This window comes from Verrucomicrobiaceae bacterium, from assembly GCA_016713035.1.
Lineage (GTDB): Bacteria > Verrucomicrobiota > Verrucomicrobiia > Verrucomicrobiales > Verrucomicrobiaceae > Prosthecobacter.
The window spans coordinates 155,617-172,624 of sequence record JADJPW010000001.1; the positions used below are offsets into that span (position 1 = coordinate 155,617).

The following is a 17,008-nucleotide window of genomic DNA, read 5'->3' on the forward strand; positions in this document are numbered from 1 at the left end:
CTCATTGGTCAACATAGCTTACGGAATCAGGTGGAATATAAAGGTTTTCAGAGGTGTCCGAGATTCTGTCAGCAGTAAGTTTACCAAATCGAACCAGGAGGAGCCCCCCTTTCTGTTTGTTGAAGAGGACTCGGGCAGAGTGCATGGATCGCCCCTGCTTCCACAGAAAATGCTCCAGATTAGCCAAGTACTCCTGCCCGTCGATCACACCGAAAGCGCCCTGCGTGAGGCTGCCCTGCGGCTACTAGGCATCCGCGCGGCCGATCTGCGCTCCGTCGCGATCAAGCAACGTGCCATCGACGCCCGGCGTGGCCATGTGGAGTTCAGTTACACGCTGTTTATCGAGGTGACGGATGAGGCGGCTGTGCTAAGGCAGCATGAAAAGAATCCACGAGTGCAAATAGCATCCCCTTTGCACTACGAGCCACCCACAGCGAATACGCAGATCACGACGCGGCCCATCGTTGTCGGCACCGGGCCGTGCGGGCTTTTTTGTGGCCTATTGCTGGCCCGTGCGGGTTTGAAGCCGATCCTGCTGGAGCGCGGAAAGGCCGCTGGGGACCGCGCACGCGATGTGACGGGCTTTTGGAATCGTGGGTGGGACTTCGATGCGGAATCGAATGTGCAGTTCGGTGAAGGCGGTGCGGGCACTTTCTCGGATGGGAAGCTCTACACGCAGATTCGCGACCGTGAGCAACGCATCCCCTGGCTGCTGCGGGAGATGGTGCGCGCAGGTGCCCCAGAGGACATCCTGATCAAAGCACGACCCCATATCGGCACGGATCGCCTGATCAAGGTGGTGCGGCATCTGCGGGAGGAAATCATCTCTCTCGGCGGCGAGGTGCGCTTTCAGGCACGCGTGACAGATGTGGTCATCGACGACGTCGCCATGCGCGGCGTGGTGCTGGCAGACGGCGCTGTCATCGAAGGCGGGCCATTCATTTTTGCCATCGGTCATAGCTCACGGGACACCTTCGAGATGCTGCGACGTCATGCCGTGCCGATGGAGCGAAAGCCCTTCTCCATCGGGGTGCGTATCGAGCACCCGCAGCAGATGGTGGATCGTGCGCTTTATGGCAAATGGGCAGGTAGTCCGCTCCTCGGAGCCGCTCCCTATAAATTCGTCTCCCATTGTGGTGAGCACGCGGCATACAGCTTTTGCATGTGCCCCGGTGGGCTGGTGGTGGCGGCGGGCTCAGAGCCTGGCACGGTCGTCACCAATGGCATGAGCAGCTACGCCCGAGCGGAGTCGAATGCCAACGCGGGCTTCATGGTCGATGTGAGGCCGCAGGACTTCCCTGGTGACGATCTCCTCGCCGGAGTGGAGCTTCAGCGCCGCATCGAGCGTGCAGCGTACAAACTCGGCGGCAGTGATTACCGTGCGCCGGTGCAGCTTTTGGGTGATTTCCTCGCAGGCAAAGCCTCCACCGGTCCTGGAGCAGTGATGCCCAGCTATAAGCCTGGTGTGACATGGACGGACCTCACACCCGTGCTGCCAGATTACATCGTAGAGACACTACACCGAGCCATTCCAAAGATCGAGCGGGGCATCCCTGGCTTTTCGCGTGAGGATGCGGTGCTCACGGGCTTCGAAACACGCAGTTCGTGCCCGATCCGCATTCCGCGTGATGCCCATACGCTGGAATGCACCGGACTTCGCCAGTTTTATCCAGCTGGTGAAGGCGCAGGCTATGCAGGCGGCATCATCAGCGCTGCCGCAGACGGTCTGCGTGTGGCAGAGGCTGTTCTACGCGGCCAAAGCGCTCCTTAATCATCTTTCACTCCACGCTTATGCGCTATTTCCTCGCTCTTTTTCTTCTCTCTCATGCTCCCGCGGCAGATCTGTCCGTCAGCGCCTATCCGTCGATTCAGGCCGCTTTGGATGCGAATCCGAACCGCATGCTTTTCGTGCCAGCGGGAGATTATCCGATCAGCACAAAAATTCGTGTGCGGGGTGATCGCAGTGGGCTTTTTGGCCCTGGGCGCATCATTCAGCAAAATGCTGATCAACCCATCATCGAAGTCGAAAATGCATCTCAGGCCGAAATCCGTGATCTGACGCTCACACGGCCAGAGGGGAGTATGGAGACAAAAAACGAGGGTATTTTGGCAATCGGATGCCGCGACCTCGTCATCGACCATGTGAGTGTGATCGACAATCACACACGCTCGGGAGCCATCATGCTGCGAGAATGCCAAAATAGCCGCATCAGCCGCTGTCTGGTGAAAAACTACATGCGTGTGACTGTGGATGACCGCACCGCGAGCCATGAATGGGGCTACGCATTCAACTGCACCGACGGCACAGGCCTCAGCATCAGCTACAGCACCGGCACGCTGATCGAGGGGAACCGCATTATCGAGGAGCGAATGATCCCGACCCCAGAGATCAAAGCGAAACACAAACTGGGGGATTACGTGAAGAAAAACGCCGTCAAAGGCACTTTCCTGAGCCAACAAGCATGGGACGCAGGCTACACCGATAACTGGCAGCAAGGCAGCGGCCTCATCGTCACAGCACCGGATAAGAGCGATCTCACCCGAATCCTGGGCAACCACATCGAAAACGCTGCCCAGGGCATCGACCTGCACACAGATCACGTCATCGTTAGCAACAACATCATCGTGAACTCTTTCATGGGCATGAAAGCCATGCATGGCAGCCGTAACGTACTCATCACAAGCAACCAGTTCATCAAAAACTGTCTTTGGGCCATCGGGCTCATGCCTGGAGCGGCCGCGAACGCCGAAAACAGCGACGGCGGCAGCATCATCGCCAACAACATCATCTCCGACTTCGGTCACGGTGATGCGCAGTGGATCTGGGGCAAGGAACGCTCTCCTTTCAAATTCGACAATGGCCAACAAGCTGACGATCCGCCACTCACCAGCGTTCTGGTGACTGGCAACATCATTCACAGCATCGGCCAGCCTCGCTACAAATACGCCGTCATCATCGCTGGCGGCCCTAGCGGCCCACAGGACATGCATTTCACGAGCAATCTCTTCCCCAAAGGCACCCAGGGCGTGGCCAATTCTGAACTGAAGCCGTGAGATCTACAAAGCCGCTCAGAACTTCAGATTCGTCATTACATAAACAAAGTCGGCATCACTGCTGCTGCCGGATGCGGAGAGATAATCACCCGCAAAGAAGTGTGAGTAACCAAAGGTGATGCTGAGATTCGCATGAGCGGCGTAGGTGAGCAGCAGATCGAGCTCACTGCCTGCGAAATTGCTAGCAGCGGGACTGAGGGGCCGCACGGCAGTAGCGGCATTCGCTCTGCGCCAGGTGTCGGCAGTCGTAGCGAGCCAAAAAAGGTGATAATCGAGGCTGGTGGTGAATTTGGGCGTCGGCTTGGCACTGAGATGTAGGACGACGTCATGCACATTGCTCCACGAAAAGGCGTCCATGTAGCCATAGTGTGGGTGATTGGTGGGAAAGAGGTTTTGAAAGGCTCCTTGCTTGTTGTCCGCAGCGTTGCCGTCTCCACTGCCATAACTGTATTCAAGGCCCACGCGGGGCTTCCAGGGTGCCTGAAATGTGTAGCCACCTTCGATATAGCTGGCAAAAGCACGCAACTCCCGCCCGCCTGCTTTACCCGTTTGCAGGACGAACTCGGTCTCATAGTCCCAGGGACCGAGTTTGCCAGGGATAGACTTCCAATGAGTACCGAGAGTCAGGAAGTGATCGTTGCGATTGGTGTCGTCGAAGTAGAGAGCATAGACCTCCGTGTCCTGAATCCCGTATGTGGGGATGTGCGCATAGAGGCCGGTGAGTAGCGAGTCTTTGTCGCTATCATCCATGCCGAAGCGGTCGATGTTTACCACGGAGGCGATGAAGGCATCCACCCAGAGGCCGTCTTTGCCTGTGTAGCGTAGTTTGATGGCATCAAAGGTGCGGCTGAGATTGCTCCACTCCAGCGGGCCGATGAGGCGCTGGTCGCCGTACAGCAAGACTTGGCGCCCCATTTTGAGTGAAAGCGGGGATATCTTGGCATCGCCGATCTCGATGTAGAGCTGGCGTAGATCGAAGGAATTATCGCCTTCGGCACCGAGCACACCTGGGAGGTCAGCACGCTTGCTGCCGATCTCGCGAGCGTCCTGGCCCTGCACGTAAAAGGTGAGCCAGCTCACCGGCTGAAGCTGGAGACTGACGCGGGCACGATTGAGCAGCCATGCATCATCGGTGGCGGCATGGATGCTGTTGTTGAAGTCGAAGTTGTTCTCCCTCATTTCGAAACGAGTCTGGTCCTCGATGCCGACGACAACACGACCATCTGCAAAAGAGAGCGGATTCGGCGCAGCGGGTGTTTGCGAGTAAAGATTTATTGAGAGATTAAACGCGGTGATGAATAGAAGGATCTTTTTCATGGGGTGAGTAGTTTGCGAATGGCCTGCACGGTGGGTTCGATGTCGGCACCGAGGGATTCCTCGCGGTGGAGGACGTTTCCTTCTGCATCGAGCACAGCGATGAGATTGGAGTGAGCGAAGAAGCCCTCGACGAGTTGAAACTTGAAATTCAGCGCCACAGCTAGCTGCTGTACATTTTCTGCTGGTGATGCGAGGAAGGTCCAGCGTGCTGCATCCAGTTTCAGCTCGCTCATTTTGGCGGCCATGCGTGTGGGAGTGTCGTTCTCGGGGTCAATGGAGAGAAAGGTGAATCCCACGCGGTTCGCCTCAGCGCCGAGTGCGGACTCAATGCGCTGCATGTCATTGAAAATGCGTGGGCAGGCGAATTTGCAGCGCGTGAAGCCCATTGTAAGTACACGCACCTTCCCCCGCAGACTAGCCAGCGTGACAGGCTGGTCATCCTGTGTGCGCCAAGTGCCAAGCAGGTCATACGCTGTGCGAAAAGCCGTGGTGGCGAGTGCTGGCGCGTTTTTTGTCACGGACTTCGCAGCTCGGAAACCGAGACTGCCGACGCAGTAGCTACCCTGGAGGCTGCTGCGGAAGGCATAGCGCATAAAGGCGGCGTAATTGCTCACATCCGCTGCAAGTAGCGAGCCTGCACCGCAGAAGAGTTTTCTCTCCAGCGAGCCATCCCCGCGTGAGTCACCGACGACCATGGTGGAATTGAAATCATGCACCCATTCCCATACAGCACCGTGCAAACCACGCACGCCGTGCACATTGAGCACGCCTTCATTGGCAGCAGACAGAGGCCCACTCGCAGGTTTGGAGTACCATTCGAGGAGTTGGCGCAAAAAGACCTGGTCCGAGCTAGCATCCAGCCGCGTAGCATCAGCACGGGCGACGAACTCCCACTCATCCTGCGTGGGCAAGCGTTTGCCTTGAGCCTCGCAAAAGGCCTTTGCAGCAAACCACGAGATATTCACCACAGGAGCTGCGAGAGCCTTTTCATCTCCTACATCCAAATCCCCGCGCCAGTGGGATAGGTAGTTTTTATCCGCAAGGGTGCTTTGGATCTGTGATCGACGCCAAGTGGGGTTGTTTGTCACGAATTCAAGAAACTGCGCATTCGTGACTTGAGCGATGTCGATGTAAAACGGCTCTGCATTGCGTGCCTTTGCCTCTTTGGCGTAGAGCGGTTTGTAGCTGCCGCCGGCGATCAGAGCCATGCCGAGCGGCTTGGATGGCAGAGGACCGTTTTCGGCTGCTGGCAGCAGACTAGCCGCCAGCAGCATGATGGAGAGTGTGTAGCGCATGGGGAGATGGATCAATGCCCCGGTGCGGCTGGTGCAGGGGCCGTGGCACGAAGCTCTTTGACCATCGTTGGAAGCACCTCGGTACCGTTATTGCCCCACTGACTGTACACATAGGTCAGCGCATTGGCGACTTGTTCATCATTGAGACCGAGCTGCGGCATGATGCTCTCAAAGACCTCTCCATTGACTGTGACTTTTCCTTGTAGACCATGGAGCACGGTGCCCACGGCACGTTTCACATCGGCGTTGAGGTAGTCAGACTTCGCTAGCGGTGGGAAGGCCTTTGGAATGCCTTGCCCCTCTGCCTGATGGCAGGCCATGCAGATGGCAGAGTACACGAGCTTGCCGCGTGCGATTCGCTCCTCTTTGTTGGCAGCAGGTGGCTGTTGCGAGGATGCCTGCGGGATGGACTGAATGGCTCCGCCTTCGAGCTGATAGATGCGATCATCCTGCTTGCCAGAATAGACCAGCTTGTTCTCCGGTCCACTGACCTTGATCATGCCCACAGCACCTTTGTTGAAGGCACGGAAGATCGAGTGGTCAACGAGGATGTAGGTGCCTGGCACCTCCAAACCGAAATCAACAATGACACTGCCCCCGGCGGGAATCATCGTGGTCTGCACCTGATGTTGCGCAGGTTTCGCGCCGCCTTCGAGATACACATTGTCAAAAATCTCGCCGATGACGTGGAATGATGAGGTCAAATTTGGCCCTCCATTGCCGACAAAAAGGCGCACTTTTTCGCCCACCGCTGCCTGCACAGCTTTATCACCTGCCATCGCTCCCACGCTACCATTAAAGACGACATAGTCAGGCGTCTCTGTGAGTGCCTTGTCCATACTGAAGGGTTGCAGTCCAGCCTCGCCATACGGTCCTTTCGTATAAAACTCAGACTGCATGACATAGAATTCTTTGTCCACCTTTGGTAGTCCGCCGATGGGCTCAACGAGAATGAGACCGTACATACCATTAGCGACATGCATACCCACGGGTGCCGTGGCACAGTGATAGACATAGAGTCCTGGATTTAGCGCCTTAAATGAAAAAACAGACACATGCCCAGGCGTGGTAAAGGAGGAAGCGGCACCACCACCAGGGCCAGTCACAGCGTGTAGGTCGATATTGTGCGGCATTTTACTGTCGGGACGATTCATGAGGTGAAACTCCACTTCATCATTTTGGCGGATGCGGATAAATTTCCCCGGAACACTGCCCCCAAAAGTCCAAAAGGTGTAATCAACACCATCAGACATGCGCTTCACGACCTCAACGACCTCAAGCTTGATCGTAACCTTCGTCGGATGGTCTCGCGTAATGGGTGGAGGCACGTTCGGCGCATCTGTGAGGATGGCATCCTCCGCGCCTGAGACTGGTTTGTCCTGCTGCTTCGATGGGTTGGCCGATGCATCATCCGAACCGCTCGTAGTGGAGACAGCAGAGACCTTTGCAGCCTCCACCGTAGTCTGACGAGCCTCTAGCATGGCCTTCATGAAGGCTTCTTGCGACTGGCGCTCGTTCGAGCTGAGTTCACGATCACCACATTGGGTGATTAGCGGGGTGACGAATGCGATCAGGAGTAGGTGTAGGTTTCGTTTCATGGAGTATCTGTCTGTGGTTGGGATTTGTAGCGTGCGTAGCGCTCACGCTGCTCAGGCGTGAGATTCGCTGGGTCAAAGCGGGCATCGGGGATGCTGTTGATGCGGGAGTGGATCACGTTGGCCATGTCCTCGGCGCAGCGCTTGATGTGATCGGCATTTTCACCAGCAAAGAGGTCGTCCACCGTGCTGCGAAACAGCACCAGCCAGTGATCGAATTTATCCCGACCCATGTCCGTGAGCGGCACCAACCGAGCATGCGCTACGAGTGGATTCCCCGTGAATCCGCCACTGCGGAACATCACAGTCTCCCAAAAGGCGTACATCTTCGGTAAATGCGTCTGCCAATTCGTCTGCGCCACATCATCGAAGATGTGTCCCAACACGGCATCCGACCTGACTCGGTCGTAGAAGGTATTGACGAGCAATTCTATCTCGGTTCGACCTAGTAGGTCGGGATTATTTGCGGGTTCAGAAACGGTCATGCAAAACCGATCATAGAGCGCCATTCGCACGATACTCCGCAAGCCCTGTCAAGATTTGTGCTTTAATTGCGGAACTCGGCTTCCGTAATAAGATCATCATCACACTTTCGTTGAGTTCACACATGCAAATTCACGGATCAATGCATCGTGGATTACCAAGTCCCGACCCTTTAATCATGAAATCCACCGACCCATCACTTGCTGAACCATGGGAGCCACCCGGCGGCTTACTGGTATGGCTACTAGTAGTCGTTGAGATCGTCACCTTCGGCGCAGGAATCATCACCTTCCTTGCACAGGGGCGTGATCTTGCTGCGGAGTATGCCGCAGGGCGTGCATTGCTGAACCAGCAGATGGCTTTCGCCAACACGCTGCTGCTTTTGACGGGCGGCTGGTGCATGGCCAATGGCATCCATGATTTACGCAGTGGAAACTCACGAATCGCCCTCCGCTGGGTTATGGCTGCCATCACCACGGGTCTGCTGTTCACGGTTCTCAAAGGCGTCGAGTATGCGGACAAAGTGCAACACGGCATCGGTTTCGGTAGGGATGTATTTTTCACGTTTTATTATGCCCTGACTGGTTTTCATCTGGTGCATGTACTGGTAGCCGTGGTGCTGCTAGCCTTCATGGCACGGGGCATTCATAAAGGTCACTATCACCGGGAGAATCACTTGGATGTCGAGAGCAGCGGCATCTTCTGGCACATGTGTGATCTCATCTGGCTGCTGGTCTATCCCATTATCTATCTGTTATGACTCGAGCCAACACACTCATCTGGGTTACACTCATGTTGCTGACGGCCCTGAGCTATTTTCTGGGGGAAAAAAGCACCGCTAGCGGCTTCATTCTGTTGCTCGCTGGCGTGAAGTTCACGCTTGTCGCGTGGCAATTCATGGATCTGCGTCACGCCTATATGCGCTGGAGCGTGGGGCTCGTATCGCTGCTAGTTCTCGTGCTAGGAATCGCCGCATTTCTGATCTGATCTCACGCGGCCAGTTTGAGCCGGGCGAAGGCACCACACATGCTGGCCACGAGTGCTTTGGGGTTCGGAACGATGTCATAATGCTGACGGGCAAACATGCGGGGAAATTGCTCACGGGCACGTTTTTCAATGGCGAAGGCGTGGGTCATGATGCCGTGCTTGGTGCCGGTTTCGATAGCTTTGCGCACGTCACGGATGCCGTGTTCACCTTCATAGCGGTCGTAGTCGCATGGGCGGCCATCAGTGAGCAGGAAGATGACTTTTTTGGACGCGGTCTGGCGCATGAGCAGCTCCTGCGCGTGACGCAGTGCGGGGCCGATGCGGGTGTAGCCCTGCGCTTCCAGCTTGCCTAGTCGTGCGCGGGAGCTGTGCCATGGATCGGAGAAATCTTTGACCAAATGAAAGCCGCACTGGCGGCGTGTGTTGCTGCTGAAGCCTGCCACAGCAAAGGTTTCGATGAACTCCTCCATCACCTCAGCCACGCAAAAGAGTGTCTCACGGATGGTATCGAGAACGCGGGCATCGTCGATCCAGGCATCGGTGGAAAAGCTCTGATCCATGAGAATGAGTGCGGCGACGTCATGAAGGCGGCGCTGACGCTGGATGTAAATGCGCTCATCCGCTGCATGGCCACTGTGTCGGGCGACTTGCGCGGCGATGACGGCGTCGATGTCTAGCTCCGGTCCATGGGGCTGGCGTTTCGCGCGTTGCGTCTGCGTGGCCAGCGCAGCGAGTTTTTTGCGCAGATCCAGGATGACAGATCGGTGCCGCGTGGCGGTGGCCTGTGCCCAGGCGGGATCAGCCTCAGTGAGCAACTCTGGCTGCACATGACACCAGGCGGGCAGGTGGCGCTGCTTGCGATAATCCCACTCAGGATACGGGATGCCGCCTGCGGGTGCGGTGGTGCCGATTTCCAATGACAGGCCATCCATGACGATGTCACTACGATAGATGGAGCGCGGTCGCTCACGCGTGCGCACGACGTGCTTCATGTCCACCGAGCGTAGGGCTTCGGCGTGCTCTTCGAGCTCGTCTTCATCGTCGGTTTTGCGATTGAGCCCTGTGTATTCTTCCAGCGTCTCGGCTTTTTCAAAGGTGTGGATCGGCATCTCGGCCTCGACGGGCTGGTCTTCGTCGCCTTCGAGCACGGTGACATTCGTTTGGCCGCGTCCTTCGATCTCGGTGACGTTTTCTGGCTGCTGCGCGGTGGGTTGATCACCGAGGAGGCTTTTTTTGACTTCCGCAGCCGGTGCGTGACTGAAGTCCGGTTGGCCGATGATCTGCCAAAAGTCCGCTTCTCCAAGTGATGGCCGCAATTCGTCGATTCGGGCCTGCAAGGTCGGCATTTCGGCTAAAAGTGCCTGCGGCTCGAAAAGGCGATTTTTCATCGCAAAGGCAGCAAGGAGTGTTTTGAGCTGAAACAGCGCCGCATTGGCCTCCAGCGTGTCTGCGCAGGAAAATTCCGATGGCAGAAAAACGCGCTCATGGTCGCAAAGCACGGCATTTGGTGTCTCGAACAAATTCACAGGCCGCTCGGCGATCATATTCGCCAGCAGGAAGAGCTGCTGACGGAGTGGTGCCAGCGAGACCCGCACGGTTGCAGCCTTCCGCTCCGCCGGTGTGATGAACAATCGGCGGTGCAGAGCCTTGAGGCCGAGAAAGAGGTTTTCTTCCCATTCAAACATGGCTCATAGCGTCAATTCTATCACCTGCGTGATCGCAGCGAGTGCGTCAGGGTCATCTGTGAGCGGCTCGGCGATGGCGACAGTGGCGGCGTAGCGCGGCGGAAGTCCTGCACGAATGAGCTTCGCCGCATCGACGAGCAGGCGGGTGGAGACACTCTCCAGCAGCGAGAGCTCGGTGAGAGAGCGAACTTTTTTCGCGATGCTGACGAGGGAACGGGCTTGTTTGTCGTCGATGCCGGTTTCGCCAGTGAGGATTTTTATCTCGGTGTCCTCCGTGGGGTAGCCGAAGCCGAGTCCGATGAAGCGCTGACGGGTGGAGGGTTTCAGCTCCCGCATGCTGCGCTGGTAGCCGGGATTGTAGCTGATGACGAGCATGAACTCCGGCGGTGCGTGCAGGGTTTCGCCGGTGCGGTCGAGAAACAGCTCGCGGCGATGATCGGTGAGGGAATGAATGACGACGATGGCATCTGCGCGGGCTTCTGCGACCTCATCGAGATAGAGGATGGCCCCTTCCCGCACGGCGCGGGTCACGGGACCGTCTGTCCAGCGTGTTTCCCCGCCGATGAGCAGGTGGCGTCCGAGTAAGTCAGTGGCCGTGGTGTCCTCGTTGCAGGAGACGGTGATGAGTGGGCGGCTGAGTTTGGCAGCCATGTACTCGACAAACCGCGTCTTGCCGCAGCCGGTGGGGCCTTTGAGCATGAGCGGCAATTTGGCCGCCCATGATTTGCTGAAGAGTTCGGCCTCGCGACCGGTTTCGAGGTAAAAAACAGAACCAGTACTCACGAGACAGTGGGCTGATCTTCAATGGCACGAACATCCGACTGCATGGCCTCAGCGGATGGCAGACCGAAGCGGCAGAAGTTGTAGAGGTAGAAGCAGATGCCGAGGAAGAAGAGGCAGGCTGCGAGGATGAGGCCGACGAAGTGGATCTCGATCTCCTTTTGCACGGCGAGGAAATCCATGCCCATGCGGCGCTCCAGATTCACCTGCGTGATACCAGCGACGGCGAAGGCACCCGTCATGGCCGTCATGCCGATATTACTGAGCCAGAAGCCGTAGCTGGAAGCGGCATTATCCCAGAGCTTGCGTCCAGTGAGGATGGGCATGGCATAGGCGATCATGGCGAGATTGATCATGGCGTAGGCTCCCCAGAAGGCCATGTGACCGTGCATGGCGGTGACGAGTGTGCCGTGCGTGTACATATTTACCTGAGGCAGCGTGTGCGCGAAGCCGAGGAAGCCCGCACCGACGAAGGACATGATGGCGCTACCGAGAGTCCAGTTCAGCGCGGTCTTGTTCGGATGGCGGCGACCGCCTTTCTTCGCCATGGCGAGAGCGTAGATAGCCATGCCGAGGAAGGCAAGCGGCTCCAGCGCGGAGAAGATGCCGCCGACCATGAGCCAGTACTTCGGTGCTCCGATGTAGTAGTAGTGGTGTCCGGTGCCGAGGATGCCGGAGAGGAAGGTGAAGCCGACGATGATGTAGAGCCATTTTTCCACGACCTCGCGGTCCACACCGGTGAGCTTGATGAGCAGGTAGCAGAGTAGAGCACCCATGATGAGCTCCCACACGCCCTCTACCCAGAGATGCACGACCCACCAGCGGTAGAAGGAGTCGAGCGTCTGATTATCAAAGTCGATCATTCCTGGCAGATAGAGCAGCGCGGCGGTGAAGAGGCCAAAGAAGAGCACGATGGCCGTGGTGGTATAGCGCTTCCCATTCCAGATGGTCAATCCGATGTTCGCGATGAAAGCGAGCACATTGACCACGACGAGGTAGTCGAGCGGTCGCGGGATTTCGAGGAACTTGCGACCTTCCCAGTAATTCAGGTGGTAGCCGATAATGGCGGCCACGCCGACGACGAGGAAGGAGATGAGCTGCACCCAGGCGAGCTTCGGCCACATGAGTTCGCGGTCTGCCTCCTCTGGGATGATGAAGTAGGCGCTACCCATGAAGCCGAGCAGTAGCCAGACGACGAGCAGATTGGTGTGCACAGCACGAGCCGTGTTGAAGGGGATGAACTCATGCAGCCCGTCCATGCCGATGCGGGCAAAGCCCATGATGAAGCCATAGACGATCTGGAGCACGAGCAGCGCCATCGCGGAGGCAAAGAACCAGTAGGCGATCTTTTGGGATTGGAATTTCATGTTCGTCGAGAAAGGGAAAAGGTTTTATTTAGGCTGGGCGGCAGGCGCGGGGGCCGGAGTGGCAGGTGCCGCAGTCTCTGGATTCAGGCTGACGAGCCAGTCAGCGATTTCGATGACCTGCGCTTCGGTGATGGCGACGCCCACGAGCTTCGGCATTTTCGTGTCAGGCTTGGACTTTACCGGATCGCGAATCCACTCGATGATCTGGTCACGGGTCTTGCGGCGGAAAACGTCATCGAGTGGCGGAGCACCGATGAGGGCACCTGCGGCACCTCCTTGACCCTGGATCTGATGGCAACCGATGCAGGTGCCAGTGGTAAAGATGGCGGGCACTGGCTTTTTCAACGGTGCAGGGCCGCTGGAGGCCGCGACGGGCGTGCCTGTAGCTTGCAGGGCCTGGCGCAGCGGCGGATCAGCGGGGAAGCCATTTAGATCGACTTTCCCGCACCATTCGAGGAAGGCGATGGTGTTTTCGATCTGCTCATCGGTGAAGTTATACTGCACCATCTTGCGCTGGCCGGGGAACATGGCCTGCGGGTTTTTCAGGAAGATCTTCAGCCAGTCCTTGCCCCGGTTTTCGACCGTCTTGGTCAGCTCTGGGGCGTAATAAGCACCCTCGCCGAAAAGCGTGTGACAGCCCATGCAGTTATTCTCCTCCCAGATGCGTTTCCCTGCGGCGACAGCGGGCGTGATGTTCTTGGCATGAGTCTGGTCAGGCACCTTCAGATGCGTATCAAAAGAGAGCACCAGGAAGATGCCGGCAAAGACGGCGGTTCCTCCGAGGAAGAAGACTTTGGCTTGGAGTTTGGTCAGCACGGCGGCAGTCGGGTGAAGTTGTATTGCGGAAATAGAGTTCCGTATTTCGTAGAGTGCCGCCCATAGCGACTCGCTCAAGTGACAACGACCGCCTTATCATGCGTAAGGGTGCGCAGATTTTGCTTTTTTGCCGCGCACGCTCTTATGTCGAGTATCAGTCCACCCACTTCAACCATGCTAAAGATCGGAAAACTCGCCCAACAAGCCATCGCCGCTGCCACATACCTCGCGGAGCGCTATAATGCCGAAGGCACGCGTGTGAGCGCGGCGGAGATCGCCGATGCACGTGAGTTGCCTCGACCCGTAGTGGCAAAGCTACTAGCATCGCTCTCGCTCAATCACCTGACCACCGGCACCACGGGTCCCACTGGCGGCTACCGCCTTGCCCGCCCGCCAGAAAAAATCACACTGCACGACATCGTAGCTGTGTTTGAGCGCATGGACATTCGTCCCATGTGCCCTTTCGGCCCAAATTACTGCGGCAACGGCACCCCCTGCCCTCTCCACGATGCCATCTCCGTCGCCAGTGATCAGGTGGACGACTTCCTCAAAAGCCAACATCTCGGCCCCTTCCACAGGCAAGGTGGCAAAACCGCTGCGAGCCGCGTCATGAAAAAACCAGCAGCGAAAAAGAAGCATGCATCGAAAAAGCGCTAATCAGCGCTTCTCACATCATCAAAATGCATCGTAGAACGTTCCGATGTCGCCGGGCTCGGCGGCTGCATTGAAGGCAATGGCGGCACGGGGATGCTGATTGTGCAGACCGGTGAGCATGTAGGGCAGGTCGAAGCCCCAGCCGAGGTCTTGACGCAGCGGCTCGATGGATTCAGCGACGCATTTTAAGACGGGGCGCAATTGATACTGCGGTGAGCGCAGCAGCCCCAAGAGTAGCTCCATCGGGCAATTGCCCGCACCACGGCCGAGCCCGGCAAAGGTGGCATCGAGGTAGTTCGCACCGAGGGCGATGGCTTCGATGGTATTCGCGTAGGCGAGCTGGAGGTTGTTGTGGGCGTGGATGCCGACCTCTTTACCGCCCGCTTTGGCGTATTGGAGGTATTTCTGCATGAGGCGGCGTGTCTGCGTGGGGTATAGAGCTCCAAAACTGTCCACCACGTAGATCGCCTGCGCCTCGGAGGGAGCGAGCAGCTCCAAACCGGCCTCCAGCTCGCAATCTCCCACCGTGGTGACGGCCATGAGGTTCACCGTGGTCTCGTAGCCTTTGTCATGGGCATCTTTGAGCATGTCCAGAGCCAGTGGCACCTGATGCACATAACAGGCCACACGGACGAGATCGACGACGCTGTCTTTTTTCTGCGGAATGTCCTCGTGATAGTCGCATTTGCCCGCATCGGCCATGATGGCGAGTTTCAGTGGTGTGGCGTTGTCCCCGACGATGCGCCGGATGTCCTCCTCACGGCAATACTTCCAGCAACCATGCTCACCGACTTTGATGTCTTTTTGCGAGGCCCGGTAGCCGATCTCCATGTAGTCGATGCCACCCGCGACACAGGCCTCATACACGGCCTTCACGACTTGATCATCAAACTGGTGATTGTTCATGAGTCCACCGTCTCGGATCGTGCAGTCGAGCACACGGATTTCAGAGCGATGGGAGAGCCAGTCGGAGCAGTTTGGGTTGGCCATGGGTTAAATTAAGGAGTGGGTTTCACTGGCGTCGGCGGTGGAGTGCGCACATCCACCAGCAGGGCGTCCACTGGCACGAGGTGGCGGTAGATGAAGGCCTGCATCATGTCCTCCGCTGGCACAGCGGTGGAGGTGAAAGTCTGCACCCCATCGCCTGCGGTGCCGATGATCGTTAGAGCATCGGGTTGTGCGTGGTCTGGACCGCTTGGCACACTGATGGTGACATCCGCAGTATCTTTTCCTTCCGGGACGACGGCGTTTTTCATTTCAAAACCCTTCGGAGCATCTTTGAGTGCCAGAGTGATAGGGCCAGTGAAGCCGCCATCCCTCAAAGCATGCACAGTGACCCTAGCGGTGGTGCCAGGTTTGGCACTGAGTGAGGCGGGGGTGATGCGCAGTGAGAAAACACGCTCGGCGATGTGTACTTTGAGCCGATAGGCATTGGTGATGCCACTTTGTCCCTGAGTGTCACTGACGCGGATGAAGGCTTGGCCATCGGCTGGGAGTTTTACGCTGACGCGTGAGTCCGCGTGATGCGTGGTGAGACCACTGGCGAGGTCTTCATGGTCATCATTGAAGGCAATCTGATTCCCTTCGTTATCAAAGACAGATAAACTGGAATCCACAGGCGATCCGAGGCGCCGTGCGAAGACCTCAACAATCAGCTCATGATTGCCGCGCCCTTTCACGCGGTAGAAGTCAGCCTCGCCGATGGTTTCGATGAGGCCATTGACGATCATGGGCGGCTTCAGCTCCTGGGCACCGCCGAGGGTGTTGTTGGGCTCGCGTTCACGCTCTTGCGGCACGCTGTCGATTTGGAAGGGAATGGCGTTGGATGTCAATCCGCCGACTTTGGCCTGCATGAGCACGATCCCAGGCTCTTTAGGTGCTTGGTAAGTCGTTTTGAACTCTGAGCCCAGATTCCCCCCCTGGTAGGTGATTTCGACTTTTTCGCCCGCAGTGGCTCCCAGCGGCGAAATACCCGTGAGGAAGGGTAACTGCCCCAAAGAGATGCGGTATACGAAATCGTCCCGACCACGATAGATCGAATCATGCACGCGGATGCGGTACAGCCCATCCGCAGGGATTTTGTAGAAAAGCACGGGATCTGGATCAAAGCGGTATCCATCCGAATAGCCGACTTCGAAGCCCTGGTCATCATGCAGCGAGACGACACTCTGGAACCAGCCAGGCACGGCATCCGCCAGATACGGGATCAAGCTGCGTGCGTGCATGGCGAGCACGACACGCTCATCCTTTTTTGCTGTGAAGGTGAATTCATCCACCTCGCCAGGCATGATGCGGCCATTGAGTGTCACGGGCAGTGTTACGGACTCATTGAAGACACGTTTGTTCTTCACTGCATCCATGCCACCACGGTATTTTTCGAGATCAAACTCACGCGGCGGCTCTGCCTCACGGTATTCTGGCAACTGGCCGACGACGAAGCGCATGGGATTGCTCAGGCCCCAGGGTGTTCGCACACGTAGGTGGCGCAGGCCTGGCTCGGCTGTCTCCGAGATCGTGATCTGCACGCGGACGTTTTCACCGATCTGGGTATTGAGCTGCTGCTTCGGGTCATTGCGACGACGATCATACTCCATCATCAGGCGCAGATTTTTCTCCGTGAGATCCGCTTCACGGAGCAGTTTACGAATGAGGGCCAGTTTTTTGATCTGCGGGCACTTCACCAGTGCGGCCCATGTCACGTAGTTTTGCCTGCACGTCGCGGAGGCGGTCGCGGTAGTCGTCGATGATCTGCGCAGAGGGCAGCTTGTCGTGTTCCAACACTTTACCACTCACACCGGAGCCTGAGACGATGACTTCCGTCTTTTCATCGAGATACTGCCCCCCGATGGAGACCTCTAAGCTGCTACTAAACTGCCCACCCGCAGGATACACGTAACCGATGCGTGGCGCTGGCTGCGCCTGTGCGGTGGCGCAGCCAAATAGGCATAAAAGAATGACTCGCAGTTTCATGATTT

Annotated in this window: 16 protein-coding genes; 5 read left to right on the plus strand and 11 right to left on the minus strand. The window is 57.2% G+C overall.

All coding sequences use genetic code 11. The features are described 5' to 3' along the window. Positions 1–169: 169 nt before the first annotated feature. Together IPK32_00640 and IPK32_00645 are read left to right on the plus strand one after the other, a co-directional pair. Complete coding sequence (locus IPK32_00640; protein MBK8090529.1) at positions 170–1,771, plus strand: hypothetical protein; 1,602 nt, start codon at positions 170–172, stop codon at positions 1,769–1,771. Between the two features lie 20 nt (positions 1,772–1,791). Next, positions 1,792–3,054, plus strand: coding sequence for a right-handed parallel beta-helix repeat-containing protein (locus tag IPK32_00645; GenBank protein MBK8090530.1), 1,263 nt, complete (start codon positions 1,792–1,794; stop codon positions 3,052–3,054). Between the two features lie 15 nt (positions 3,055–3,069). On the opposite strand, the gene IPK32_00650 is transcribed toward IPK32_00645, so the two are convergent. The 4 genes from IPK32_00650 to IPK32_00665 all read right to left on the minus strand — a co-directional run bounded on the left by IPK32_00650 (position 3,070) and on the right by IPK32_00665 (position 7,746). Beyond that, on the minus strand, positions 3,070–4,371 hold the full coding sequence (locus IPK32_00650; GenBank protein ID MBK8090531.1) for an alginate export family protein: 1,302 nt from the start codon (positions 4,369–4,371) through the stop codon (positions 3,070–3,072). Next, positions 4,368–5,666 carry an SUMF1/EgtB/PvdO family nonheme iron enzyme gene (locus tag IPK32_00655; protein MBK8090532.1) on the minus strand — a complete coding sequence of 433 codons (1,299 nt, stop codon included), beginning with the start codon at positions 5,664–5,666 and terminating at the stop codon, positions 4,368–4,370. Before IPK32_00655 ends, IPK32_00650 begins: the two co-directional genes overlap by 4 nt. A gap of 11 nt (positions 5,667–5,677) precedes the next feature. Beyond that, a complete protein-coding gene (gene nirK / locus IPK32_00660) occupies positions 5,678–7,147 on the minus strand; it encodes a nitrite reductase, copper-containing (GenBank protein MBK8090533.1) in 1,470 nt (489 codons plus the stop codon). Positions 7,148–7,260: 113 nt separating this feature from the next. Then, positions 7,261–7,746 (minus strand): group III truncated hemoglobin, encoded by a 486-nt coding sequence (locus tag IPK32_00665; protein ID MBK8090534.1) that lies wholly within the window; start codon positions 7,744–7,746, stop codon positions 7,261–7,263. 176 nt (positions 7,747–7,922) lie between these two features. Here IPK32_00665 and IPK32_00670 point away from each other — a divergent pair, with 176 nt between their 5' ends. Continuing rightward, the gene (locus IPK32_00670) at positions 7,923–8,504 is read left to right on the plus strand and encodes a cytochrome c oxidase subunit 3 (protein MBK8090535.1); all 582 of its coding nucleotides are present in this window, start codon (positions 7,923–7,925) and stop codon (positions 8,502–8,504) included. Then, positions 8,501–8,731, plus strand: a complete 231-nt coding sequence (locus IPK32_00675) for a cytochrome C oxidase subunit IV family protein (protein ID MBK8090536.1) — start codon at positions 8,501–8,503, stop codon at positions 8,729–8,731. Before IPK32_00670 ends, IPK32_00675 begins: the two co-directional genes overlap by 4 nt. Before the next feature lie 2 nt (positions 8,732–8,733). On the opposite strand, the gene IPK32_00680 is transcribed toward IPK32_00675, so the two are convergent. From IPK32_00680 to IPK32_00695, 4 genes are read right to left on the minus strand one after another with little or no spacing between them, the layout of a single operon-like run. Further along, positions 8,734–10,416 (minus strand): VWA domain-containing protein, encoded by a 1,683-nt coding sequence (locus IPK32_00680; protein ID MBK8090537.1) that lies wholly within the window; start codon positions 10,414–10,416, stop codon positions 8,734–8,736. A gap of 3 nt (positions 10,417–10,419) precedes the next feature. Then, entirely contained in the window at positions 10,420–11,199 is a 780-nt protein-coding gene (locus tag IPK32_00685; protein ID MBK8090538.1) for a CbbQ/NirQ/NorQ/GpvN family protein, read from the minus strand. Continuing rightward, complete coding sequence (locus tag IPK32_00690; GenBank protein ID MBK8090539.1) at positions 11,196–12,563, minus strand: cbb3-type cytochrome c oxidase subunit I; 1,368 nt, start codon at positions 12,561–12,563, stop codon at positions 11,196–11,198. The genes IPK32_00685 and IPK32_00690 overlap by 4 nt, the downstream gene beginning before the upstream one ends. Before the next feature lie 24 nt (positions 12,564–12,587). Further along, positions 12,588–13,379 carry a cytochrome c gene (locus IPK32_00695; GenBank protein ID MBK8090540.1) on the minus strand — a complete coding sequence of 264 codons (792 nt, stop codon included), beginning with the start codon at positions 13,377–13,379 and terminating at the stop codon, positions 12,588–12,590. Between the two features lie 174 nt (positions 13,380–13,553). Here IPK32_00695 and IPK32_00700 point away from each other — a divergent pair, with 174 nt between their 5' ends. After that, entirely contained in the window at positions 13,554–14,036 is a 483-nt protein-coding gene (locus IPK32_00700) for an Rrf2 family transcriptional regulator (protein MBK8090541.1), read from the plus strand. An 18-nt stretch (positions 14,037–14,054) separates the two neighbouring features. Here IPK32_00700 and IPK32_00705 read toward each other — a convergent pair whose 3' ends face one another. Genes IPK32_00705 through IPK32_00715 form a run of 3 tightly spaced genes read right to left on the minus strand, consistent with a single transcriptional unit; the run spans position 14,055 to position 17,003 of the window. After that, entirely contained in the window at positions 14,055–15,023 is a 969-nt protein-coding gene (locus IPK32_00705; protein MBK8090542.1) for an aldolase catalytic domain-containing protein, read from the minus strand. An 8-nt stretch (positions 15,024–15,031) separates the two neighbouring features. Further along, a complete protein-coding gene (locus IPK32_00710; protein ID MBK8090543.1) occupies positions 15,032–16,732 on the minus strand; it encodes a hypothetical protein in 1,701 nt (566 codons plus the stop codon). Beyond that, positions 16,674–17,003: a hypothetical protein gene (locus IPK32_00715; protein MBK8090544.1), complete on the minus strand. Its 330-nt coding sequence runs from the start codon at positions 17,001–17,003 to the stop codon at positions 16,674–16,676. Before IPK32_00715 ends, IPK32_00710 begins: the two co-directional genes overlap by 59 nt. Positions 17,004–17,008 lie beyond the last annotated feature (5 nt).